This is a genomic window from Carnobacterium maltaromaticum DSM 20342, assembly GCF_000744945.1.
Taxonomy (GTDB): Bacteria; Bacillota; Bacilli; order Lactobacillales; family Carnobacteriaceae; genus Carnobacterium; species Carnobacterium maltaromaticum.
This window is the reverse complement of the sequence record NZ_JQMX01000001.1, coordinates 2,279,347-2,304,654: the sequence shown is the minus strand read 5'-3', so window position 1 is coordinate 2,304,654 and position 25,308 is coordinate 2,279,347. Positions and strand designations below refer to the sequence as shown.

General features: G+C 34.0%; 21 protein-coding genes, 1 tRNA gene and 1 pseudogene. 16 read left to right on the top strand and 7 right to left on the bottom strand.

What is annotated here, in order from left to right; translation table 11 throughout:
* Positions 1 to 11 precede the first annotated feature (11 nt).
* Positions 12 to 710: a response regulator gene (locus tag BR77_RS10705; RefSeq protein ID WP_010052382.1), complete on the bottom strand. Its 699-nt coding sequence runs from the start codon at positions 708 to 710 to the stop codon at positions 12 to 14.
* 2 nt (positions 711 to 712) lie between these two features.
* Positions 713 to 2,248, bottom strand: coding sequence for a Spo0B domain-containing protein (locus tag BR77_RS10700; RefSeq protein ID WP_035064912.1), 1,536 nt, complete (start codon positions 2,246 to 2,248; stop codon positions 713 to 715).
* A 224-nt stretch (positions 2,249 to 2,472) separates the two neighbouring features.
* On the opposite strand from BR77_RS10700, the gene BR77_RS10695 reads away from it, so the two are divergent.
* The 3 genes from BR77_RS10695 to BR77_RS10685 all read left to right on the top strand — a co-directional run bounded on the left by BR77_RS10695 (position 2,473) and on the right by BR77_RS10685 (position 5,257).
* Positions 2,473 to 3,810: a 2-hydroxycarboxylate transporter family protein gene (locus BR77_RS10695; protein ID WP_035064910.1), complete on the top strand. Its 1,338-nt coding sequence runs from the start codon at positions 2,473 to 2,475 to the stop codon at positions 3,808 to 3,810.
* Positions 3,811 to 3,861: 51 nt separating this feature from the next.
* Complete coding sequence (locus BR77_RS10690; RefSeq protein ID WP_035064908.1) at positions 3,862 to 5,016, top strand: NAD(P)-dependent malic enzyme; 1,155 nt, start codon at positions 3,862 to 3,864, stop codon at positions 5,014 to 5,016.
* A 168-nt stretch (positions 5,017 to 5,184) separates the two neighbouring features.
* Positions 5,185 to 5,257: transfer RNA gene (locus tag BR77_RS10685), tRNA-Lys, on the top strand.
* Positions 5,258 to 5,342: 85 nt separating this feature from the next.
* Here the strand turns inward: BR77_RS10685 and BR77_RS19475 are convergent.
* Positions 5,343 to 5,520: pseudogene (locus tag BR77_RS19475) on the bottom strand (tyrosine-type recombinase/integrase); the annotation flags it as partial.
* A gap of 293 nt (positions 5,521 to 5,813) precedes the next feature.
* Here BR77_RS19475 and BR77_RS10680 point away from each other — a divergent pair.
* From BR77_RS10680 to BR77_RS10665, 4 genes are all read left to right on the top strand, one after another.
* On the top strand, positions 5,814 to 6,182 hold the full coding sequence (locus tag BR77_RS10680; RefSeq protein WP_010052404.1) for a MarR family winged helix-turn-helix transcriptional regulator: 369 nt from the start codon (positions 5,814 to 5,816) through the stop codon (positions 6,180 to 6,182).
* A 59-nt stretch (positions 6,183 to 6,241) separates the two neighbouring features.
* Entirely contained in the window at positions 6,242 to 6,877 is a 636-nt protein-coding gene (locus BR77_RS10675) for an NAD(P)H-binding protein (RefSeq protein WP_010052405.1), read from the top strand.
* A gap of 21 nt (positions 6,878 to 6,898) precedes the next feature.
* Positions 6,899 to 8,005, top strand: coding sequence for an NADH-dependent flavin oxidoreductase (locus tag BR77_RS10670; RefSeq protein ID WP_035064906.1), 1,107 nt, complete (start codon positions 6,899 to 6,901; stop codon positions 8,003 to 8,005).
* A 1,015-nt stretch (positions 8,006 to 9,020) separates the two neighbouring features.
* A complete protein-coding gene (locus BR77_RS10665; RefSeq protein ID WP_010052407.1) occupies positions 9,021 to 9,893 on the top strand; it encodes an Rgg/GadR/MutR family transcriptional regulator in 873 nt (290 codons plus the stop codon).
* Positions 9,894 to 10,193: 300 nt separating this feature from the next.
* On the opposite strand, the gene BR77_RS10660 is transcribed toward BR77_RS10665, so the two are convergent.
* Together BR77_RS10660 and BR77_RS10655 are read right to left on the bottom strand one after the other, a co-directional pair.
* Entirely contained in the window at positions 10,194 to 11,141 is a 948-nt protein-coding gene (locus BR77_RS10660; RefSeq protein ID WP_015075113.1) for a DUF7916 family protein, read from the bottom strand.
* A gap of 145 nt (positions 11,142 to 11,286) precedes the next feature.
* Positions 11,287 to 11,568 (bottom strand): hypothetical protein, encoded by a 282-nt coding sequence (locus BR77_RS10655; RefSeq protein WP_035066120.1) that lies wholly within the window; start codon positions 11,566 to 11,568, stop codon positions 11,287 to 11,289.
* A gap of 153 nt (positions 11,569 to 11,721) precedes the next feature.
* Between BR77_RS10655 and BR77_RS10650 the strand changes: the two genes are divergently transcribed.
* From BR77_RS10650 to BR77_RS10640, 3 genes are read left to right on the top strand one after another with little or no spacing between them, the layout of a single operon-like run.
* Positions 11,722 to 13,368 carry an ATP-binding protein gene (locus BR77_RS10650; protein ID WP_035064903.1) on the top strand — a complete coding sequence of 549 codons (1,647 nt, stop codon included), beginning with the start codon at positions 11,722 to 11,724 and terminating at the stop codon, positions 13,366 to 13,368.
* The gene (locus BR77_RS10645; RefSeq protein ID WP_035064901.1) at positions 13,365 to 14,093 is read left to right on the top strand and encodes a response regulator; all 729 of its coding nucleotides are present in this window, start codon (positions 13,365 to 13,367) and stop codon (positions 14,091 to 14,093) included. The genes BR77_RS10650 and BR77_RS10645 overlap by 4 nt, the downstream gene beginning before the upstream one ends.
* Before the next feature lie 22 nt (positions 14,094 to 14,115).
* Positions 14,116 to 14,508 carry a DUF1398 family protein gene (locus BR77_RS10640; protein ID WP_010052417.1) on the top strand — a complete coding sequence of 131 codons (393 nt, stop codon included), beginning with the start codon at positions 14,116 to 14,118 and terminating at the stop codon, positions 14,506 to 14,508.
* A gap of 61 nt (positions 14,509 to 14,569) precedes the next feature.
* Here BR77_RS10640 and BR77_RS10635 read toward each other — a convergent pair whose 3' ends face one another.
* Positions 14,570 to 15,583 carry a 2-hydroxyacid dehydrogenase gene (locus tag BR77_RS10635; protein ID WP_015075117.1) on the bottom strand — a complete coding sequence of 338 codons (1,014 nt, stop codon included), beginning with the start codon at positions 15,581 to 15,583 and terminating at the stop codon, positions 14,570 to 14,572.
* Positions 15,584 to 15,628: 45 nt separating this feature from the next.
* A complete protein-coding gene (locus tag BR77_RS10630) occupies positions 15,629 to 16,687 on the bottom strand; it encodes an AEC family transporter (RefSeq protein WP_015075118.1) in 1,059 nt (352 codons plus the stop codon).
* Positions 16,688 to 17,607: 920 nt separating this feature from the next.
* Between BR77_RS10630 and BR77_RS10620 the strand changes: the two genes are divergently transcribed.
* The 6 genes from BR77_RS10620 to glpO all read left to right on the top strand — a co-directional run bounded on the left by BR77_RS10620 (position 17,608) and on the right by glpO (position 25,286).
* Positions 17,608 to 18,105, top strand: coding sequence for a GNAT family N-acetyltransferase (locus BR77_RS10620; RefSeq protein ID WP_035064897.1), 498 nt, complete (start codon positions 17,608 to 17,610; stop codon positions 18,103 to 18,105).
* 108 nt (positions 18,106 to 18,213) lie between these two features.
* Positions 18,214 to 18,753, top strand: a complete 540-nt coding sequence (hpt, locus tag BR77_RS10615) for a hypoxanthine phosphoribosyltransferase (protein WP_010052427.1) — start codon at positions 18,214 to 18,216, stop codon at positions 18,751 to 18,753.
* A gap of 156 nt (positions 18,754 to 18,909) precedes the next feature.
* Positions 18,910 to 20,220 carry an FAD-dependent oxidoreductase gene (locus BR77_RS10610; RefSeq protein WP_010052428.1) on the top strand — a complete coding sequence of 437 codons (1,311 nt, stop codon included), beginning with the start codon at positions 18,910 to 18,912 and terminating at the stop codon, positions 20,218 to 20,220.
* Between the two features lie 10 nt (positions 20,221 to 20,230).
* Positions 20,231 to 21,697 carry an AcpB/EbpR/MafR family transcriptional regulator gene (locus BR77_RS10605; RefSeq protein ID WP_015075121.1) on the top strand — a complete coding sequence of 489 codons (1,467 nt, stop codon included), beginning with the start codon at positions 20,231 to 20,233 and terminating at the stop codon, positions 21,695 to 21,697.
* A gap of 218 nt (positions 21,698 to 21,915) precedes the next feature.
* The gene (gene glpK / locus BR77_RS10600) at positions 21,916 to 23,424 is read left to right on the top strand and encodes a glycerol kinase GlpK (protein ID WP_010052430.1); all 1,509 of its coding nucleotides are present in this window, start codon (positions 21,916 to 21,918) and stop codon (positions 23,422 to 23,424) included.
* A 32-nt stretch (positions 23,425 to 23,456) separates the two neighbouring features.
* On the top strand, positions 23,457 to 25,286 hold the full coding sequence (gene glpO / locus BR77_RS10595) for a type 1 glycerol-3-phosphate oxidase (RefSeq protein WP_035064894.1): 1,830 nt from the start codon (positions 23,457 to 23,459) through the stop codon (positions 25,284 to 25,286).
* Positions 25,287 to 25,308 lie beyond the last annotated feature (22 nt).

Below are 25,308 nucleotides of genomic sequence, written 5' to 3'. Positions count from 1 at the left end.
TCATACTTTTTTTATTTATCAAAATTTTCTATTAAATAGTAGACACTCGTTGGTCGCCCTACAGTTCCATATTCTAAACGCATTTCTATTTGCTGCGTACTTTCCAAATAATGTAAGTATTTTCGAACAGAAACATGGGAAAGTTCCGTGGCTTGGGTAATATCTGAAACAGTAAATCCAGCTTTTTGTTGCTGAATCAAGCTGACAATTAAGTCTAAAGTTGTTTGAGTTAAGCCTTTTTCTAATTTATTTTCCATCTCTATTTCAGAAATACTTAAAGGGTCAGAATGATGAAGAGAATCAATTTCTTTTTGTGTCAGCACGGAATTTGACGACAGAAGTAGCTGATTTTGCTGAAATAATTCGATACTCTGCTTAAAGCGCTTAAATTGAAACGGTTTTAAGATATAATCCGTTACCCCATAATGCTTACTAATACGAAGCGCTTCTTGCTGACTCGCAGCCGTAATCATAATAATTTCAGCCGGATACTCACGCTTACGCCAAGTCTTTAATAAGTCCAATCCATTTCCACTTTTTAAATGAATATCAACTAAAATTAGATCATAGAAATATTGACTCGTTAACTGAATAGCGTGTTCGTAACTATCCGCCGTACCCGCGACCATAAAATTCGGTATTTTTTGTAGGTAGCGTTGATTAATAGATAGCACCATTGGATCATCCTCCACAATTAAAACACGAAACATAATTATAACAACTCCTCCGAATAGGCAATACTAAATGTGATTTTCAGCCAATTTTTATTTTTCTCAATGTTCATCTGACCATTAGCCCTCAACAATATTTTTTTGAAATAAGCCCCTTCAATTTCATTTAGAAGGTTGGATTGAAGCAGCGTATCTAACTCTAGTTCATAAGTTGTTTGCAAGTGTTGATTCCAAAAACCGAAGCGAATTTGTAATTTTTCAGCCAATTCATGTTCTAAGATAAACTGGTTCAAGACTCTAATTAAACTCATCCAGTAGTGAGCTGCATTTTGTTGGTCGGTAACTGGGATATCCGGGTAGACTTCAATCATAAATGGGCTGTTTTTTTCAGAAAACTTACTGCGCTCCCCAATTAAAAAACCAGCAATGACAGGATTATGCACGAGATAAACCATACGCTGAGCAAATTCTTGCTCTGGCTCAAGAATTTTTTCTAAATATTCCATCAGTTGCTCATAGTCTTCCAAATCGGTTAGTCCATAAATGACATGTAGCTTATTTAAAAAATTATGAGATTGTGCTTGTAAGGTTGTGGCGTAAGCTGTTGTATTAAATAGACGATCTGTTAATAAATGTAATTCAGTGGCATCACGGATGATGAAAATCTGACCGATAATTTTTTTTCGAACAATAATAGGAGCACTTGAAACTAGATAATCAAGTCCATTTGTATGATAGAGTTTATCAATAGATTCATCAGAGATTGCTGTAGTGTTGGGTAAAAAATCTTGAATTGAGCTACCAACGATGATTTCTTTTTCAGAAATTAAGCTAAATATTCTCTGAGCTTCAAAGTTAGCTAAACTAATTGTATTTTCTTTATCTGTCACGACAATGGCATCTTTCGTATAATCTAGCATAGCGTTTCGTTCTTCTAATAAACGGGCAATTTCTTTTGGTTCTAAATCATACATTTGTTTCTTTAAGGTATAAGCTGTGAAAATCGCTGCACCTAATCCAAAGCTAAAGGCGATAATTAAGCTAAGGGTGAGAGGTTTCATTGTTTCTTGTGAAATCAATTTAATTGTTGCTGTTTTTACACCTAAAGCAATGACCCCAATTTCAGTATTGTCAGTAGAAAAAACAGGTACAAAAGCTCTTAGAGATGGGCCTAAAGTTCCTTCTGCAATTGAGGTAGATTCTACACCTTTTAAAGCTGATTCTTCATCGCCACCTTGGAAAGCTTGATTAATTTTAGTTGGATCAGGGTGTGTCAGCCGAATATGATCCATTGTCATAACGACAACAAAATCTAAATCATAATTTGTTTTCATTTGATTGGCGTATTCTTGTAACTCAGAAGAAGTCTTTTTTTGCTCTAAGGATTGATGAACAAGAGGATATTCTGAGATAGTTCGGGCCACTTTAAGTAAATGGATTTCTTCATTTTTTTTAACAGATTTAGTAATTTGTTGATTGAGTAAGATATATGACGTAATTAAGGTGACGATAACTGTCATTAAAACCATTAGAGTTAATTTCATCCAAAGTCGCTGACCTTTTCGCGGTGTCTTCATTATTTGTGAAACTCCTTCGAATTAATATAGAGAAAAGTGCCGTTTTTATAAGGAATAAATGCAAATATAAGTTCTGATTTTATTATAACATAGCTTGGTTTAACGCTTTCAATTTAAAGTAATTAAACAACACTTAAATTAGTTAAATAATCTATTTATCTTTCTTCACAAACTTTATACTAAAAGCAGTTAAAGAAAGCGCTTTATATAAAAGGAGGAAGATGATGAGAGTTGCAAACGAAGAGGTAAAAAAAGTTAGTGAAGTTCCAAAAACATGGATAGAAAAAATCAAGACAGCAAAGGTGGGAGCCATACCTCTACCCGCCTACTTGGGAATGGCATTTGTCATTTTATTATCTGCCTATTTTGAGGAGTTACCCGTTAATATGCTTGGTGGTTTTGCTATTATTTTAAGTTTAGGTTGGTTATTAGGTGGAATTGGTGGCAGTATTCCTGGATTAAAAAACTTTGGAGGAGCAGCCATTTTTTCATTGATGATTCCATCTATACTCGTTTTTTTCAATTTTTTTAATACGAATACATTGGAAGCAACGGATATGTTAATGAAACAGGCTAATTTTCTTTACTTTTATATTGCCTGCTTAGTTTGTGGGAGTATTCTAGGAATGCATCGCAAAATCTTAGTTCAGGGGTTAATGCGCATGATAATTCCGATGGCTTGTGGTATGATTTTAGCATTAGTAGTAGGTACTGCAATTGGAACGTTACTAGGTTTAGGTTTTGAGCATACATTATTTTACATTGTGACCCCAGTTATCTCAGGAGGGATTGGTGAAGGTATTTTACCTCTTTCTTTAGGATATAGCGCTATTACGGGGATTCCCAGTGAACAACTTGTGGGTCAATTGATTCCAGCGACAATTATTGGAAATTTCTTTGCGATTATTAGTTCAGGTTTTTTAAACCGTTTGGGTGAAAAGAAACCAGATAAATGTGGGCAAGGGCAATTAGTAAAATTAAATGCGGATGATGATGATATGGCTGACGCGATGAAGGAAGATAAGAGTCCATTAGATGTTAAATTAATGGGTGCAGGTGTTTTAGTAGCGTGTACTTTATTTATAGCTGGTGGTTTATTGCAAAAATTCACAGGTTTCCCAGGCCCAGTTTTAATGATTTTGGTGGCAGCTTTGCTTAAATATTTAAGTATATTACCAGGAGATATTGAAAAAGGTTCAAAACAATTATACAAATTTGTTTCTGCTAACTTTACATTCCCACTAATGGTTGGTTTAGGAATGTTATATATCCCTTTGAAGGATGTTGTGGGTATGTTATCTTGGCAATATTTTGTTGTTGTGATTTCAGTTGTTTTAACGGTAGTCTTAACAGGTTACTTTGTTGGTGGTAAAATGAACATGTATCCAATTGAAGCAGCAATTATAACTGCTTGTCAAAGTGGAATGGGTGGAACTGGGGATGTAGCTATTTTATCAGCCTCTAATCGCATGAACTTAATGCCTTTTGCCCAAGTTGCGACACGTTTAGGCGGAGCGATAACCGTTATTTCAATGACAGCTTTGATGCGATTTTTCTTTTAGAAATTAGAAATAATCATAAAAAATGATAAATGGAGAGCGAGAGTGTAGAAGATGACAGATGTAAAAGCAAAAGCATTAGCGATTAGTAAAGAAAAAGGCGGAAAATTAGAAGTGGTTCCAACAGTTCCGATTGAAACAATGGAAGATTTGAGTATCGCGTATACTCCAGGTGTGGCAGCTGTTTGTACAGCTATTGCTGAAAATCCAGAAAAAGTATTTGATTATACGACTAAACGCAATATGGTTGCGGTTGTGACAGATGGCTCAGCTGTTTTAGGTTTAGGAAATATCGGACCTGAAGCTGCTATTCCGGTAATGGAAGGGAAAGCAGCCTTGTTCAAACGGTTTGGAAATGTAAATGCCGTTCCTATTTCTTTAGCAACTCAAGATGTAGAAGAAATTATTTCTCATATTGTAGCCATTTCGCCTTCTTTTGGTGGGATTAATTTAGAAGATATTAGCGCACCACGCTGTTTTGAAATTGAGCGTCGTTTAAAAGAGCAATTAGATATTCCCGTTTTCCATGATGATCAGCATGGAACAGCGATTATTGTTTTAGCTGCACTTTATAATGGTTTACGTTTGACAGGGAAGAAAATCGATGAGATTCATGCAGTTATTAATGGTGGTGGAGCAGCAGGAATTGCGATTAGTAAGATGTTTTTGGCTGCTGGAGTAAAAAATTTAATGATTGTTGATAAGACTGGAATTATCTCGGCAACGGATGAAAATTTACCGACGCATCATGCTGAGATGGCAAAAATCACCAATTTAGAACACCGGACAGGGAGTTTAGAAGAAGCCTTAAAAGGAGCAGATGTTTTCGTTGGTGTATCAGCTCCGGGGGCCTTAAAACAAGAATGGGTTCGTCATATGAATGACAAAGCAATGGTTTTTGCAATGGCAAATCCAACTCCTGAGATTTTCCCAGATGAAGCGAAAGCTGGAGGCGCCTATATCGTTGGGACAGGCCGGAGCGATTTTCCTAATCAAATTAATAATGTATTGGCTTTTCCTGGGATTTTCCGTGGAGCATTGGATGCTCGCGCGAGTGATATCACAATTGAGATGCAGATTGCGGCGGCTCAAGGGATTGCAAGTGTCGTAACGGATGAACAATTAGCGCCAGATTACATTATGCCAGATGTATTTACACCGGGTGTAGCAGATATTGTAGCGAATAGTGTGCGTAAGGCTGTAAAATAGCAGTAACTTTTTGATAAGAGGCTAGTAGAATAGTTTGTTCTGCTAGTTTTTTTAATTGGAAAATTTATTTTACCATTCGTTAGAAATAATGATAGCGTTCAATATTTTATTGCATAATCAACCCATAAGTGGTAAACTAATTCCTGTAATGAGTTTTTATTCATGCATGGGTTGTTAGCTCAGTTGGTAGAGCAGCAGACTCTTAATCTGCGGGTCGTGGGTTCGATCCCCCCACAACCCATTAACTAAATTGTAGGCATATCAAGGACTTAGAGGTTTATTGATATGCTTATTTTTTTTGGAAAAAATTTGAGATTGCAGAAAACCTAAAAATCGGTATCAAATTTATCACTCGTTTCTTGTTGTTTATTTGTGTATACATGCCCATATGTGTCTATTGTGGTAGTTATTGAAGCATGTCCTAGTCGGTTCTTTTATAAGAACGGGTTCTTCTCCCTTATCAATAATATAAGCGACATGAGAATGTCTAAAATCATGGAGTCTAGTATCATCCATAGGTTTAGCACCTCTGTTACATATCTTCTCAAGACATATAACGAAATCTATAGTAGTAGAAATTAATCTTGAAGAAGAGATTAAAAAAAATACTGAATTGTTTTGAAAATGTAGGGAGTATTTACCAATTAATTATGTACTTGCTAAATGGTTGCCTGTATATACCTGTATAAAGAGTTTGTGATTGATGTAGATAGTAAATTATGATAACATAAATGCAGATGCATGCATATTGATCATAACGAACTACTAATTGTGGTTTCATTTTTGGAGGAATTAAGATGTCTAATTTAACACAAGAATGGCTAAATCGTACAAGAGAACAAAAAAAAAATTTAGAACTATTAGAAACTAGGTTAATAGAAGAAAGTAATATCACCTTAAATGAATATTATGTATTGTACTTTCTTAACATATCTGAAGAAAAAGAAATGCGGCTAAATGATTTACAATTGGAAATTGGACTTAGCCAAAGTGCAATGTCTCGTATGATTTCTCGCATGGAAAATAAAAATTGTAGTCTGATTGAACGCCATTGTTGTATGACGGATAGACGTGGAATATATATCGGTATAACAAAAAGTGGATTTCTAAAACTTAAAAGTAGTCAGAAGATAGTAGATTCTATCGTAAGAAAATTTCTCAATTAACTTTCTTACAGTTATATACATGCATGCGCAAGCATTTTAAAGAAGGAGGAAGATTAATTATGAAAATTTTTATTGTAGGTGCAAGTGGACGTGTTGGAACTAAATTAGCTTCTATTCTTGCAAAAATGGGTCATCAAGTTTATGCAGGTACAAGGCATATTGAAAAAGATTCTGGGCATGAAAATATTATTCCAACTTATATTGATTTACATTCAAGCCAAGAGGAATTAATTGAACCCTTAAAAGGTATGGATGTGATCTATTTTGTAGCGGGTTCTAAAGGAAAAGATTTACTTCAATCTGACTTATTTGGTGCCGTTAAAGTTATGCAAGCAGCTGAGTCAAATGGTACTAAAAGATTTATACACTTAAGCTCCATTTTTGCTTTAGAACCTAATCGTTGGAATGAATCATTGTTAAAAAATCTGGAAGACTATAATATTGCAAAATTCTTTTCAGATCATTGGCTCGTTCACAATACTAATTTAGATTACACTATTCTACAACCAGGAGCATTAACAGAAGATTTAGGAACTGGTAAAATAGATGTGAATGTAACAGATCTTGGAAGCAACTCTATAGAAGATGTAGTAGATGTTTTAGTCACTATATTGGACTATCCCAATACAATTAAAAAAGTTATAAAAATGCATGAGGGAACATCCCCAATTAAGGAAGCAATTAAAACTATATAACACTATCAAGGGAGAAAATTAATGACTACTTTAACAGAAACATTCAAATTTAAACGAGGATTAGAAATAAAAAATCGAATCGTAATGGCACCTATGACAACTAAAATGAGTTTTTTTGATGGGGTTATTACAACAGATGAACTTAATTACTATGGATTAAGAACGGGTGAAGTAGGAGCAATTATTACTGCTGCGGCTAATGTACAAGCTAATGGTAAAGGCTGGGAAGGAGAATTGGGCGTATATGATGACAAATTCATTCCTGGTTTGAGTAAGTTAGCTGCAACGATTAAACAAAACGGTACAAAAGCAATTTTACAAATTTTTCATGGTGGTAGAATGACGGATTCCAAGGTTCTCAGAGGAGAACAAGTTGTTTCAGCTAGTGCTATTGCTGCTGAGCGTGAGGGTGCTGAGGTACCTAAAGAATTAACTGAAATAGAAATTTTGGAAATAATAGAATCTTTTAAAAATGCTACTAAGCGTGCTATTCAAGCAGGATTTGATGGAGTTGAAATACATGGTGCAAATACGTATTTGATTCAACAATTCTTTTCGCCACATTCAAACCGTAGAGAAGACAAATGGGGAGGAACACTTGAAAAAAGGTTTAATTTTATTAATGAACTTGTAAATGGGGTGACAGATGTCGTTGATCAATCTGGCATTCAAGGGTTCATTGTTGGGTATCGATTCTCTCCTGAAGAATACGAAGTACCTGGTATTTCATTTTCTGATACGCTCTATCTAGTAGATAAACTTTCTGAGAAATCACTTGATTATTTGCATATTTCTCTTAATCAATATGATCGCATTTCGTTAAACCATTCGTTTGTAGAAAAAACAATACTCGCTCATGTTCATGAAAAAATTAATAATAGAGTACCTTTAATAGGTGTTGGAAATATTCAAACTTTAGCGGATGTAAATGAAACTTTATTGTATTCAGAATTTGTTGCTGTAGGTCGTGCTCTTTTAATAGATCCTCATTGGACGAACAAAATTATAAATGGTCAAGAACATTTAATCAGAAGAACACTTTCACACTATGATCAAGAAGAATTAATCATTGGAAATGGTGTCTGGGGATTTTTAGAGCAAATGATGCCTGAACGACTAATTAAGTAATTTATGTTTATTTATGTACCATCATTAAAGTGCGCAATAATAAAAGTGAATGAATAAATTTAATGTAGACCTATCAAAGACCTTAAGGTTAATTGATAGGTCTATTTTTGGGGGATTTGAGTTATAGAAGGTCCGCGTTTTTATTTGGGTATAGAGATGCCCGTGGATATCGATATTATTATTTAATTGTAGAACCGTACTAAAAACGAATTAAGCTAGCATAGAATATAAGTTTCTATACATAAACTCCCCCATTAAATAAAAGAATTAAGAGTTAAAAATTAGAAGCTATAAATTTTTATAGCTTCTAATTTTTTTAGTTAAACTTGAAGTTTTCATTTATTTTTTATTGACCACGCAGTATCATAAAAATCAATTGATTCAACAACAACGGAATGATTAAAAGTTTCTGTAAAAAAATTTTCTATTACACTTTTATCCCAATCATCAGTCAATGAAATCAAGCGTTGGTGCCTGTACTGAGTATCTAGAGATATAAATACAATGGAGTAAATATATCGATCGTTGAAGCAGTTGTCAATAATTCCCATAACTTACCTTGTATATTCATGTTAATATACATTTTCCTTTCCTAAAATAGTTTTTAAAAATGGTAATAAGCTGAAACAGAAGTTAAAAATATTTTTATTGGGGATAGTTTTTGTGAATAGATTTTTTAAGAAAAAAGTCTTTTTATGGCAAGAAAGTTTACGCCATATATCTTTCTGAAAGAAGTCTGTTTTGGACTGATTTCTTATTTTTAAGTAACCGTTTGAAAAAATGTTAGATACACTAAAGAGTAAATTATTTAGTTAAAAAGAAAAGGAGCTCATACTTTAAACATCATCTAAGCTTGAAATTTTAAATAAGGAGTTATTTATTGTATTGAATCGAGTGCTTTTTTCAGATATAGTTAAGTCGGATATAGTTGAATTCTCACTCTGTAATTATATTATAGTCTTTATCAGGACCGTATATATATATTCTTTAATATATTACAAAGTGAGGTTAAGTTATGAGTACAAAATTGCAAAATGATGGGCATGAAGTATACGGTGAGTTAATCAGAAAAATTAGATTAGACAAAAGACAGAGTCTAGAGGAAATTTCTGAGGGAATTATGTCTTATTCGTTGTTATCTAAGTTTGAGCGCGGTGAAACGATGTTAACAATTGATAAATTTTTCAAGATTTTAGATAAACTTAATATAGGCTTTGATGAATTTGAATTAATGTTAAATGGTTATCAAGACAACCCTGTAAAAATGTTCTTTAGTATTATTAAATATTATTACAAAAATAAAGATGTTTGTAAATTGAAAGAAAAAATGACAGATGAAATGAAAGAATTTAAATTGAGTGGAGACAAAAAAAATAAACTGAACTATATCGTTATTTATATATTATTAGATAGCTTAGAGGAAGAGGAAGAAGTTCCTCAAGCTTATTTGACTGAATTGAGCGATTACTTATTTTCTATTGAAGATTGGACTCAATATGAACTTTTGTTGTATAGTCATGCAATTGAAAAACTAAATATACAGATTGTATTGTTATTTTCTAAAGAATTATTGGGTAAATTAGAAATATATACAGAAAATATTGAGTTGAAGAAAATTGTGATTAAGGCCATTTTAAATACAATTTTAAAGTGTTTGAAATATGGTTTTTTAGAAGATGCTCACTTTTTTATGGAGGCGATTGAAAAAGTTTTGACAGATGATTTTTTGTGGGAAAAGAGTATTTTATATTATATCAAAGGACGTTATTATATGTTGATTGGGGACGAATCAACAGGAAAATTCATGATGGATGAAGCTTTAAATATAATGAAGCATTTTGATGATACACAAATTGAAGACTATGTGAAAGGTTTTTTTATCATATAATACAAAGATCATGATTCGAGGACAATTATTATAAAATTAAAGTTATTAATCCTCGATAAGGTGGTTTTTTGTGAACTATAGAGCTAATTATCCAGCTCAAGAAAAATTGTCAGGAGTTATATTGATTAACGAGGCCAGTTACAAAATTATATAAGTGAAAGATTTCTTTAATTCTATGTTAAAGTAAAAATTAAAAACTCAATTCAGACAAAGTAGGGTAAACATACTTAACTTGAATTGAGTTTTTTTAATTAGAATAAGAATGAATTCGTGATACAAGTAAACTAGATTATAAATTAGTTAACGATTAATTGATCGTGAAATTCGGTTCATTGTGTGACGCATACCACGAATAGCGAGCGACATAGCATAGATATTTTCAGCAGGTGCTAAACCACCGTAACCAGCATCGCCAATATGTTGAATATCAACACCAGCAACTTTATTGCGAATCGCAATTTGTTTAATGGTTTCTTTATCTGCACTTTCTTGGCTAGTTCCAATTGCAGACATGGTTAAAGCGCCTTTAGATTTAGCGTATTTAACAGCTTCAATCAATTCGCTATCGGTGAATCCAGGAACAGTTCCAACTGCAGGTAGCAAAATAATATCTGCTCCAGCTTCAATAAATTCGTGAATCGCTTCTGTCGATGCTACAGGCTCAGCAACTCCCGCGCCATGCATTTTCCCAGCAATAACCAAACCAGAGAAGTGTTTTTTAGCTAGTATCACAGCTTTGGCAATTTGACGATTTGTTACACCGGTACCAGGGTTTCCTGTTAGGCAAATAAAATCAAAGCCCAGTTCATCAGCGCGTTTTAAAGTTGCTTCTGAACAAATTCGGCCTTCAGAAATGATTAACAAATCTTCGGCCATATCAGCTTCTAGATCAACAGGTTCTAAATTTACGCCAACGGGTCTACCAACTAATTTTTTGACTTCTGCAACGGGATTCCGCGTGTTTTTACTGGTATCTTGCATTGCAGCAACAATCTCGTTGAAATTAGAAAAGCCTGGTAGTCCTAAAATAATCGGATTTAAGCAATCAAATGCATTTAGCAAAATTAAATCGGCTCCATAAGCGCTAGCCACTTCAGCGTTGGTAATATCCCCTGCAACTGGCGGTGCCATTACAACGTTTTCGGAACAAATTGTACGTCCTTCAGAAGCTAGAATCGCTTGCTTTAATTCAGATGAACTCATTTTAGCAACATCACTTGCACTACTACTTAGTAATCGTTTGACCATTTAAATCACCCATTTCTATTTTATTAACGCATCTCTATAGAAAGCGTTTGTTTTTCTTTTTGATGAAGATTTCGGAAAAATTTGTAAAAACAATCTAGTTATAGCGTAGCATTTTAAAAAATAACTGTAAACCCTTTCTTTCTATTTAGACTATTTTATTTATAAAAACGGCCTCTAGAAAAGGAACGATACTTGTACCACAATCAACAATTGAAAAAAATTCGTTTTTATAGTGGAAATTTAGGGTTTTAGCTCCAAATCTTTGGGTTAAGGTAACTTTTTCTATTTCAGCAATTGGCAACTCTCGCTGGATTTTTTTGATTTTAGAGTGTGTATTTTTGATTTCCAATTTATCATGATTGAGTGTTAAGGTTACAAAATAATAATCTAGACCAATCTTATCTGTAATCTCGATAATTGTATTCATTTCCATCATCCTCTCTTGTTTTTACTAGTGTAACTTGTGAAACGCGTATCAGGTCAAGAGTTTCTGTTTACTTGTTTTTGTGCTTAAAAGGTTGCTAAATAAGGTTTTATTGGGTATATTGAAGAAAGAAAATAAAAGGGGACTCCTATAAATATGAAAACTAAAATAAAAAAAGGGCTAGTAAATGTCCCAAAGCGAAAAAAATTATCTTTGCAGTCCACTATTATTGTGGTTGTAACGGCGGCAACATTAGTGTCCTTAGTGGTTTCAGCTGTTTTAATTCGAAATTATGTTATTGCTAAGGAATTTGAAAATACAAAAGAAAAGATTGCCAATATAGCTAATTTAGCAGCGGAAAGTAGTATTGTTAAAGATGGCTTGCTAGGTTTGGTCGAGCAAGATGAGGTCCAAAATTATGCACAAATGGTTGTTGATACGACAAATGTAGATTTTGTTGTAGTGTTAGACACGAATATGATTCGTTTATCCCATCCCGATGAAACAGTGATTGGTGAAACATTCTCAAATGTTAAAGATGCTAAAAAAGCGCTCTCTGGTAAAAGTCATTATTCCGAGCAAATAGGTGTTCTAGGCGATGGCTATCGTTATTTTACTCCGGTATTTAATAGTAGTGGAGAGGTGATTGGTGTTGTTTGTGTGGGATTAACGATGGATACCATTAATCGTGATGTCAGTGATGCACAGTGGAAGATTTTAGTAGGATTAGGTTTGGGTCTAATTGTTGGTGTTATTGGAGCTATTTTCTTAGCACAAAAAATTAAATCAATTTTATTTGGTTTAGAGCCTAGTGAAATTGCTACTCGATTAAGTGAAAAAGAAATTATTGAGAATGAAGTCAGTGAAGGTATTTTAGCAATTTCTAGCAATCAAGAAATTGTTTTGGTGAATCGTGAAGCGATTAAAATGTTTGCTCAATCTGATATTCAACAAGAAATTAAATTAGGTGTCCATTTAGACGAAGTTTTATATTCAGTTTTGTTTGAGCAAGTTTTTGAAACAAAAGAAAAACTGAAAGACCAAGCCTTATATTTGAGTGGGATAGAAGTTATTGCTAGTGTAGCCCCGATTTTTATCGAGGGAGATTTTGCGGGTGCAGTAGCGACTTTTAGGGATCAATCTGAAATGCAAAATTTAATTCATGAGTTGAGTGGAACGGAACAATACATTGATTCAATGCGGGCTCAGACCCATGAATTTATGAATAAAATGCATGTCATTTTAGGGTTGATAGAGTTAGAAAAATATTCGGAAGTAACAAGCTTTATTAGACAGTTGAATAATGATTATCAAGAAGAAGTTGGTTATATTACGGAGAAAATAAAAGTTCCGGCGATTGCAGGTTTCTTGTTAGGCAAAATTAATGAAGCGAAAGAACAAGGGGTTGAAATCATTTTAGAGGAGCAGTCCTTTTTACCAGAATTAAAAACAGGAGAGAGCATCCACTTGTTATTGCAAATTATGGGTAATTTATTAGATAATGCAAAAGAGGCAGTTGCTCATACTCTTGATAAGCGCGTAACTTTGTTAGTCAGTTATGATCTTGAGGGTCAGATTTTGATCATCAAAGTTACAGATTCTGGTCAGGGAATAGCTGCAGATATTCAGGCGAAAATGTTTGAGCGAGGCTTCTCAACTAAAGGAGAGCATCGTGGTTATGGATTGAATTTGATTCAAACGATTGTCACGAATCATCAAGGTTTTATTGAGGTTAAAAGTCAACAAAACCAAGGGACAACCTTTTATATTGAACTCCCATATGAAATGGAGGAAGCAACATGACAAACGTTTTAATTATTGAAGATGACCCAATGGTTGCCATGCTGAATCAACAGTTTATAGAAAAAATTGCGGATGTTCATATTGTTGGAAATGTACGGAATATACCAGATGCACGTGAATTACTTGCTGAAGAATCAGTCGATTTGCTACTACTGGATGTCTATTTACCAGGTATGACAGGGATCGAATTTTTGGCAGAGCTACATGATAAAAAAATAAACGTTGCTGTTATTCTAATTACTGCGGCGAATGATGTTTCGACAGTCAAGGAAGCTATTTATTATGGTGTGGTAGATTACTTAATCAAGCCATTTACCTTTGAGCGTTTTAAACTAGCTTTTGAGAAATTTGAAAAATTAACTGATGTAATGCAAGAGTTACAGTCAACTGATCAGAGCCAACTGGATAAATACTTTAATAGCGGAACGATACCAACAGCTCCTGTTAGTTCGGGAAAAGTCGAGGATTTACCTAAGGGTTTGTCTAAGTTAACTTTAAAGAAGGTTTATCGTCAGATTCAGAAAATAAAAGGTAGTTTTTCAACGGAGCAATTAGCCGGAGAGATTGGTTTGTCACGCATTTCAACTAAGAAGTATTTATTATTTCTGGTAGATATTCAGATTTTGCATGAGGAAATGGAATATTTAGAAATTGGACGACCTTTGACACTGTATTCGTTAAGAGACACCCATCAAAATGAGATTGAAAAGTATTTGAAAAATTAATAGGGCTAATGGAGGTCAGATTGTGGGATTGGATTATCAGGAAATTGAAAAAATAATTAATAATGAAACGAATGCAGGTGGATTTGCAGAATTAATTAAAAATTTTAAAGAAATTGGAGTCTCTCATTATGAGTACAGGGTCGCTGCGGGCATGTATCGCTACTATGATGAAGATAGTTCAATTGACATTCAATTTAACGGTATTCCCAAACCAGTAGTACCCATTGAATCTGCTGAAAAAATCAAGCAGGCTGTCAAGCGTGCACAAGCTGGTGAAATCACTTTTGAACAGTTTACTGAATTAGCTGGAGAAGCTGGTATTGCATACTGGGCAACAGATATTTCTAAAATGGTTGTCAATTATTATGGAATTCAGGGTAGTCTGTTATTATCAGAACCAATTTCAGAAGTTTAATAAGCAGAAAAAAAGTGCTCTACACATGATGGTAGGAGCACTTTTTTTCTGTTTATTTAATTTAAGCTAAGACTGGTAATTCAACAGCATTAGCAGTTTTTCCGGTAGTTAGAATTTCATTGAAATTCTCGAAGCTGGTTTCGACCATATTCGCTAAGGCTTCATCCGTATTTGAACCAATATGAGGTGTTACTAAAACTCTTGGGTATAGATCAACTAATTTTTGGACAGTTGGATCTGGTAATGCTTGCCAAGGTGAAAATTTCTTGAAGAATAAATCTTTTTCGTTTGCAAAAACATCTGTCCCAAAGGCACCAATTTGATTGGTTTCTAAAGCTTCAAGGATGGCTTCGTTGTCTTGTAATTCACCACGAGCAGTATTGATTAAAATAGCGTCTTCTTTCATTTTAGATAAGAATTCTGCATTAATCATTTTGTCATTTTTTCCAGGGAAGTAAGGAACATGGATACTAACAATGTCACTTTCTGCTAAAAGAGCATCTAAGCTTTTAAATTCAAGTACTTCTTTGGCTGCGTCAGATTCGAAAACGTCATAGCCAATAACTTTAGCGCCTAAGCCTTTAAATAATTTAGCTTCAGTTAAACCAATTTTACCTGTTCCAATTACTCCAACGGTACAGTTACGGATTTCACGACTGAACATTTGGCTATCAACGATGAAATTTTTAAAAGAAGTTCTGTTTGTTGTGTAAGCAGTATTGCGTAACAACATCATTGCTAGTGTTAAAGAAAGCTCTGCAATTGCATTTGGTGAGTATGAAGGAACGCGAGCAACTTCCATTTTGTATTCAGCAGCAGCTTCTAAGTCAATATGATTAAAGCCGACAGTTCTTGTGAAGACATATTTTATGCCATATTCGGCCATTTTACTTAAATTTTGACGGTCCGCAATACAATTTCCTCTTAATAAAACAGCATCATGATGTTGAGCCGTTTGAATATTTTGGTGAGTTAGTAATTCTTCTACTAAAGTTAATTCATAGTTGTATTTATTTAGTGATTGAAAGAAAGGTACTTCATTTGGTCGAACTCCGTAACAAGCGATTTTAAACATAATTGTTTCCTCCTAAGATTTAATAGATAGAGTGAGTATGAATTTTTAGAATAATCCTGTTTTGCTAATGACTTCTAGAATGATAATCCAGACAGGAGTCATGATGACGGCCATAACAGTTGATAAGAGTGAGGCGTTGGAAGCCAGTAAAGCATCTTTATCAAAACTAATGGCATAAGCTGCAGCAACGGTTGCGGTTGGTGTAGCCATCATAATTACGATGGTAGCAAGTGCTACAAAGCTAACTGGTAAAATGTTTGTAACTGTTAGAATAGCTAGGAAAACAATGTTGATAGCTGGAACTAAGATAACTTTAACAACACTGTAGTACCAAGAAGTTTTGTCTGAAGCAGCTTTTTTGAAACTGATTTCGCCTAAAGTTGAACCGATAGATAACCAAGCAAGTGGTGAAGCAAGTCCAGCAAGGTAAGTCATTGGTTTGAATAACCAGAGAGCTGTTTGATCGATACGTAAGAAAGCTACTTGATGAGCCGCAGCACCATCAATTCCAGCAACAGTAACTTGTGGCATTGAACCTTGGAAAATCCAAATGAATAATCCTGCAAAGGTTGCGATAACGATAGGGTTTAAAAACATTGTTTTGATATTTTTAAGTTCCATTTTTAAACCACTCATTTTGATGTAACCATATGAGTAAAGGAAGATACGGTATCCAATGTTAAAGATAGAGCTGAACATAACTCCGACAGGTCCATAGATAGCACTAACAATTGGTGTTCCGAAGAATGTTGTTGATCCAAAAATAGTTAAGACACGTAATGTATCTTGCTTGTCTCCTTTATAACTAAGGAAGAAAGGTTTTGAAATGAAGATCAAAATGATGTAAATAGCGATTCCCCAAATTAAAACGTTCATCCCTTGTTTCAATGTGTCAGGATCAATATCTTGCATAAACGCGTTGAAAGCTAAGGCTGGTAATGCAACTGTTAAGACTACTTTTGATAATATTTTTCCAACTTCAGCTGAAAAGATTCCTTTTTTTCGGCAAAAGAAGCCAAGCATAATAATGAAAACCGTTGATGTAATTGCACTAATAATTGTCATATCTGTTACGGTCGTTTGAATAATTTCTAAGATGTCCATGAGTGTTCCTCCAGTAATGTGTTTTTAATCACAAATAATAAGTAGCTTTTTTATATATTTGATACGGCCATATCTTGTTTACATACCTATCATAATGCTTATTTGTGAAAAAGTTAACAATATGTAATTAAACTAAACTTATGTAACTAATGTAAGTGAAAATATTCACTAACAAAGTCTTGTTTTATTTGTGTACTTGTTAAAGGAGAGTGAAACATGAGTCGGATACACAAAAAAACATTTATATTTTTCAGAAGGTACAAGAATAAGTTTGTGAATTTAAATTCATTTTATTTAGTGTAGCCCACTCAGCTAGAATTTTAGATTGAAGGAGGCCAACTGAGTATGATATACTAAAATTGAAAAAGGAACCATGCGTCAACATGATCCCTTTTAAAGTAGAACCGTTCAAAAGACGGTAGCTAGTAAATAAATTGATGAATAACTATCTATTCACTCTCTTAAGTGTATATAGTAGATGGTTATTTTTTGTTTTTATGATCGTAAATTTTTAAAGCGAACATCAGGGCTTCAAAAACAGACATGTTTAATCCTTTCTAGGAGTAAAACTATCATTTAACATAGATATACACCCCTTTTTACTGAGATTTAGCCAACCATCTATTGCGCTTCCCGCATCTAAATTATAGTATAATAAATTTATAGATATTGGTTAAACGACGATAGTTCTTCTGTTGTTAGAATCATTTTAAAGAGTTACAACAAAGCTGTAAAAAAATGATTGTATTTGTAAATATTCTTAGATTGATAAGTATAATTTTATTAAGGCTAGCTCTTGTGGGCCGGCTTCTCGAGAAAAAGCTAAAGATTCGAGATGGCAAAAAACACCATATCAATTTTCCCTATTTTCTTACCGGAGCTAACCGTCTCAACGAGCTTTTTATTAAGGAGGAACTTAAATGATTCGTTTGGCAACAGTAATAGACATACCAGCAATTTTAGCAATATATAATCAAGCTATTTTAAAAACAACTGCAACTTATGATGAAGAAATTCATACGATTGAGGAACAGTTAGCCTGGTTTAATGAAAAGCGACAAAAGGAGATTCCGCTGATTGTTTTTGAAGAAGATGGAATTGTTGCAGGATATGGGACTTATGGTCCGTTTAGAGAGAAAAGTGCTTTTCGTTATACAATTGAACATTCTATCTATGTTGGCGAAGCACATCAAGGTAAGGGCATCGGTGAAAAACTGTTAATCGAACTCATTAAATTAGCTAAAGTAGCTGATTATTGGGTGATGATTGGTGGAATCGATCATGGGAATCCTGGTAGTATTCATTTGCATAAAAAATTAGGTTTTACTTATTGTGGTACGTTGAAAGCAGTCGGCTATAAGTTCAATCAATTTTTGGATTTAGATTACTATCAATTGGATTTACGTGCGGATGCTTAAAGAGTAATGAGTTTATAATCAAAATTGTGTATCTTAAGCAAAACTGCTAAAATATAAGTGAACGTTTTTTAACGAAGAAAGCTTGAAATTCAAAGGAGATTTAACTAAATGATACAAAATGATATTCTAAAGGTTCTTTATTCAAAGGAAGAACTAGCTCAAAGAACGACTGAACTTGGTAAAGAATTAACTGAGGATTATCGCAATAAAAAACCTTTATTGGTTGGCATTTTAAAAGGAGCTATCTTTTTTACGACGGATTTAGCTAAAGCAATGGATATTAATGTAGAAATTGACTTTATGGATGTGTCGAGTTATGGCAATTCAACTATTTCATCAGGAGAAGTCAAAATTATTAAAGATTTAAGTGCAAGTGCAGCCGATCGTGATATTATTATTGTTGAAGATATCATTGATAGTGGTCGAACTTTAGAGTACCTAGTGAGTTTATTTAAGCGACGTGGAGCCAATACGGTTAAACTTGTTACGTTGTTAGATAAACCAGAAGGACGAGTTGTCGACATCAAAGCTGATTATGTAGGTTTTTTAGTTCCCAATGAATTTGTTGTTGGGTACGGAATTGATTTTGCGGAACGCTACCGTAATTTACCTTATGTAGCTGTTTTAAAACCAGAAATGTATCAATAGTACGAAGTCATATTTCAATAACATAAAGGCATCTCTACTATAAGAGATGCCTTTTTTAACCATTTTTTTATAAGAATAAAATAAATTAAGTAGGTAATGATTGACCAAAATAAATCATTCTGCTATGTTTCAAGTAGAGTGTGAAGGAGGAGTTTTATGAAAATCGTTATTGTCGGTGGTTCTTTTGCTGGAGTGACAGCAGCTGTAACAGCGCGAAAAAAATTCCCAAAAGCAGAAATTGTGTTACTTGAAAAGAAAAATACTATTGGATTCATCCCTAGTGCGCTCCATTTGATTTTAAATGGCGAGATTGAAAGTCTTCAACAGGCCTACTTTATTTCTGAGGCAGAAATCGAGGAACATAATATTCACTTGATTCTAGCTGCAGAAGTTAAAAAAATGGATATAGAAAATCAAATAATTAGTTATGAGAACCAAAATATACTTAAAAATATAGCCTATGATAAATTGATTTTAGCAACAGGCTCTACTCAAAATTCTTATCGAATTAAAGGAATTGATTCCGAAAGAATTTTGAAATATAAATCAATAGAAAAAGCCCAAGAAGCACTAGCTTTAGTTAACGAAAATCAGACATTTACAATTGTTGGTGGTGGACAAGTCGGTGTTGAAATGGCAGATTGCCTAGTCAGACAAAATAAGAAAGTTCAGTTAATTGAAAGTATGAGCGGAATTTTAGTGAAATATTTTGATCAAGAAATGTTAGCTCCCTTACTGCTGGAAATGAAAAATAAAGGGGTTATTTCTTACTTTAATGAAACCGTCCAAGAGATTAAAGAAATAGAAAATCGTGTTATATTGACTACGAATAATCAGGAAATAGAAAGCGAGTGTGCGGTTTTTGCACTAAGTGTGAAACCTAATCTTCCTTATTTAGATCCAACAATCCGATGTCATGAAGATGGCAGCATTTTTGTGGATGAGTATTTGAAAACTTCGGTGGAAAATATTTTTGCTATTGGGGATTGCATCCAAATTCCTTCAAGTTTATCAAGTGAAACTTTTTATGTATCGTTGACGAATAATGCTGTGCGAGCGGGGGTTGTGGTAGTTGATAATTTAGTAGAGCCTCAAACTGTTTTTATTGGCAGTGCTCGAACAATTGGGACTAAAGTTTTTGATTATTTTATAGCTAGTACTGGAATGACCGAGGCGGAAAGTATTTTCTTTGATGAAGAAATTTCAACAACATATGTGACTCAATCAAGTTCTCTATTTAATCAAGAGCCCATCAAAGGGAAATTACTTTATAATAAAGCGACTCGAAAAATATTAGGTGCACAATTCATTTCTAAATCAAATATTTTAGAAAAAATTAACACGCTATCCTTGGGAATTCAGATGGGGATTACTGTCGAAGAACTTGCTCAAAAAGATTATTATTTTCATCCGGCTTGGAGTCCGGTGTATGATGTAACGAATCAGCTAGGCTTAATGAAAGATTAGGTGAAAGTAGATGAGGATTGAGGATTTTTTAGAGAAAAAAGAAGGATTACAAATTGCTATTTTGAAAAAATTAGTTCTGGAGAATGGCAAGATTTCTTATGAGGATCTACGTAACTATTTAGGAATTTCGAAAGCATCATTAGAGAGTTATTTGGAAGAATTAGAGTCGTATTTGTCTGAATATCAAGGCGATTGTCGTGTGAAATCAGATGGTTCTAAAATTGAACTATTTGTGAGCAATCATTTTTCTATCGTGACGGTCTATACTGATTATGTAAAACGATCACTTAAATTCCAATTAATAGATTATGCTTTTAAACATCAAAAATTTACGGCTGTTAAAATTACCAATGATTTATCGATTAGTGAATCTTCTTTGTTTCGAAAAATAAAAGAGAGCAATGACCTACTTAAAGAATTCAATATTCAAATCAAGAATGGAAGCCTTCATGGAGAGGAATTGCAAATACGTTATTTTTATTTCCAGCTGTATTGGCTCGTGACACCTAATGAAAAATTTCAAGAAACGGTATTACCTGCCCAAATCCATAATTTAATCAATGGCTTTGAAAAAGAATTAGACATAAAAATTAGTGATTTTAGCCGAATTAGAGTTCATTTGTGGTTTGCAATTAGTAAAAAACGAGCGAATATATCTGAAAAAATCTATAAAAATAGTCAGAAAAAATTAAAGCTTTATGAAAATGATCGGCTTTATAAGCAAGTAAGACAGTTGATTTTACTTTACTTTAGTCGTTATTCTATTGAAGTGGGAGAAGAAGAGAGCATGCTCCATTTTATCTTTTTAACAACCCAATCAATTTTATCTGAGAAGGATTTTATTAATTATGATTTAATTCGGAGTCGTCGAACTCCGACGGCTTTAGTCGATACACTTTTGAGAGAGACGGTGCTCCACTACTATTTACCCGTTAAGCCTAGTCTCGCATTGGAAAGAAAAATTAGTTATTATCTCTCGCAAATTAATGGTACTTTGTATTTTTTTGAGGGAGCACTTGAAATTTATGACCGAGAAGATTTTTTGGCGCAAGAAAGTAAAGTTTGGAGAAAAAATTTAAAAAACCTGTCGGAAGAGTTATTAACGACAGCTTTGGCTAATTTCAATCAGAAAGCCACCAGTTTGAATACACTACAGGGATTGACGTTACTAGAATACTCCAGTGTGCTATCAATTGTGGATTTTAAGATCTCAAAAGAATTGCATATTGGCATTGATTTAAATTTAATGGAGATGCACACGGAGATTTTAACACAGATGCTAGAATTGAATTTAAAAAATGTAACGGGGATTACGGTAGAAGAATATAAAAAACAACGTAATTATGATTTAGTAATTACAAATAATTTAGCTTTTTCGGAGTATCCGAAAGGGACAGAAATTTATGTCACCTCGGACTTCTTTTCTAGTTATGATTTGAAGCAAATCAAGTCTCGAATTAATGAGTTGAAAATCTGAAAAAGTGAGAATGATTAAATAAATACTGTTAAATCAAGAATTTAACTCTTGATTCTAATAGTATTTTTTTAGTCCCAGTTGTATGTATAATAGGATTTCTAGCGAAAACTTTCAAAAAATGATTCTCTTTTAAAAAAAATTGGGAGTTTTGTTGGGGAAAAATTGATTATGATAGTCATGTAAAGAAAACGGTTTCAAATAATGGGAGGTAATTTAAAATGACAGAAGCTAAGTACATTATGTCGATTGACCAAGGGACTACAAGTTCGAGAGCGATTATATTTGATAAGCACGGTAAAAATGTGGGAAATTCCCAAAAAGAATTTACTCAATATTTTCCAAATGATGGTTGGGTAGAGCACAATGCCAATGAAATCTGGAATTCTGTACAGTCAGTAATTGCTGGAGCATTTATCGAGTCAGGTATTCGACCAGAACAAATTGCAGGTATCGGGATTACAAATCAACGTGAAACTACTGTCATTTGGGATAAAAAAACCGGCCTACCGATTCATAACGCTGTGGTTTGGCAATCTCGTCAATCTTCTCCGATTGCAGATCAACTAAAAGCAGATGGATATGCAGATTTCTTCCACAAAAAAACAGGATTAATTATAGATGCTTATTTTTCAGCTACGAAGATTCGCTGGATTTTGGACCATGTTGAAGGCGCACAAGAACGTGCTGAAAAAGGCGAATTACTTTTTGGAACAATAGATACATGGCTGGTTTGGAAACTAACAGATGGAGGATCACATGTAACAGATTACTCGAATGCTAGTAGAACCATGATGTTTAACATTCATGATTTAGAGTGGGATCAAGAGATACTAGACTTATTAAATATTCCAAAAGTCATGTTACCAAAAGCTTGTTCAAATTCTGAGATATACGGGTATACGAAAAACTTTCATTTTTATGGAAGTGAAGTTCCAATTTCAGGTATGGCAGGAGATCAACAAGCTGCATTATTTGGTCAAATGGCTTTTGAACCTGGAATGGTTAAAAATACGTATGGCACAGGTTCATTTATTGTTATGAATACTGGTGAAGTACCAACCCTTTCTAAAAATAATTTATTAACTACAATTGGGTATGGAATTAATGGAAAAGTGTATTACGCAATTGAAGGAAGTATATTTGTAACTGGTTCGGCAATTCAATGGTTGCGAGATGGATTGAAGATGATTCAAAGTGCAGCTGATACTGAGAAAATTGCAATGGAATCAACAAGTGCAGATGATATTTTCGTGGTACCTGCTTTCACTGGTTTAGGTGCTCCATATTGGGATTCTGCTGCTCGTGGAGCAATCTTTGGTATCACTCGTGGTACAACTCGAGAAGATTTTGTTAAAGCGACATTACAGTCGATTGCCTATCAAGCTAGAGATGTTATTTCTACGATGCAACATGATACAGGCATTGATATTCCACTATTAAAAGTGGATGGGGGTGCAGCGAATAATAATTATTTAATGCAATTCCAAGCAGATATTTTAGATACAGCTGTACAAAGAGCAAGCAATCTAGAAACAACAGCTTTAGGTGCAGCATTCTTAGCTGGTTTAGCCGTTGGTTTTTGGAAAGATTTAGATGAACTAAAAGAATTTTATGAAGAAGGCGAAATCTTTGAACCAACAATGCCAGCTGAAAAACGTGAAAATTTATATGAAGGTTGGCAACAAGCAGTCGCAGCTACTCAAATGTTTAAGCATACCTCAAAATAGACGTATGCTGATGAAAGGGTGAACTCATCATTATGGCTTTTTCTAATGAAACACGACAAAAGATAGTTAAAGATTTAAAAACGAAACAGTTAGATGTATTGATTATCGGAGGAGGAATCACTGGCGCGGGTGTCGCAGTCCAAGCCAGTGCATCCGGTATGCAGACAGGTTTAATTGAAATGCAAGATTTTGCGGAAGGAACTTCTTCTAGATCAACTAAGTTGGTGCATGGAGGCATTCGCTATTTGAAGAACTTTGATGTTGAAGTTGTTTCAGATACAGTGACGGAGCGGGCAGTTGTCCAAGGCATTGCACCACACATTCCTAAACCAGCACCGATGTTATTGCCTATCTATAATGAAGCAAGCTCAACCTTCAATATGTTTTCAGTCAAGATTGCCATGGATCTATATGATCAACTAGCTAACGTTACGGGTAGTAAATATGCGAACTATACCCTAACGGCAGATGAAGTTTTGGAAAGAGAACCTTATTTGAAAAAAGAAGGTTTACTCGGTGGTGGTGTCTATTTAGATTTTAAAAATAATGATGCTCGATTGGTTATTGAAAATATTAAGCAAGCTGCTGCAGATGGCGGTGCAATGCTTAGTCGAGTTAAAGCTATTGGATTTCTATATAATGAATCAGGTAATGTTAATGGGGTTAAAGCACAAGATTTATTAACGGATGAGATTTTTGATATACATGCTAACTTGGTGATTAATACCAGTGGTCCTTGGGTGGATAAAGTCCGTGAATTAGATCAATCGAAAAAAATCACTCCACAAATTCGACCAACAAAAGGGGTTCATTTAGTTATTGATAGCAGTAGATTAACTGTACCTCAACCAACTTATCTAGATACTGGAAAAAATGATGGTCGGATGTTCTTTGTTGTTCCAAGAGAAAATAAAACTTATTTTGGAACAACAGATACAGATTACCAAGGAGATTATGCACAACCAACTGTTGAGCAAGCGGATGTGGATTATTTACTGGAATGTATAAATTATCGTTATCCATCTGCAAAAATAACATTAGCTGATATTGAATCAAGCTGGGTTGGTTTGCGCCCGTTAATTTCAACAAATGGCGGATCGGATTATAATGGTGGGGACAATGGCAAGCTTTCAGATAACAGTTTTTCTCAAGTGATTGATGTAGTCACAAAATATCAAAATAAAGAAGTTGACCGTTTTGCTGTGGAAGATGTTTTAAATAACTTAGAAAGTAGCTTGGCAGAAAGTGCTACAACGCCTTCAACCGTTTCTCGTGGTAGTGATTTAACAAGGGAAGAAGATGGTTTGATTACACTTTCAGGTGGGAAAATTACAGATTATCGAAAAATGGCAGAAGGTGCGATGCAGCTCATTCAAAAAACATTAGAAGCAGAATTCCACAAAGTATTTACACTGATTGATTCTAAAACCTATCAAATTTCAGGAGGAAAAATGGATCCTGGGAAGGTTGAAGAGACGTTAGAGACTTTAGCTAAAGAAGGAATAGAAAAAGGTTTATCGAAAGAAGAGGCAATTTATTTAGCTGACTTGTATGGCAGCAATGTAACGGCATTATTTGCAAATATCGATAAATTGAAAGCCTTTCCAGGTATGGGCTTAGGTGAAAGCTTGAGTCTGGACTATGCTCTCAACGAAGAAATGACCTTGACACCAGCTGATTTCTTAGTGCGTCGGACGAATCATATGCTCTTTATGCGTGATAGTTTGGATGAAATTAAACAACCAGTTGTTGATGTAATGGCAGAAAGACTAAATTGGTCTGAAGAAGAAAAATCAAACTATATCAATGAATTGGCTCAAGTCATCAATGAATCAGATTTAATTGAATTGAAAAAAGGCTAGTTCTTATGAGCCAACTCTTCGA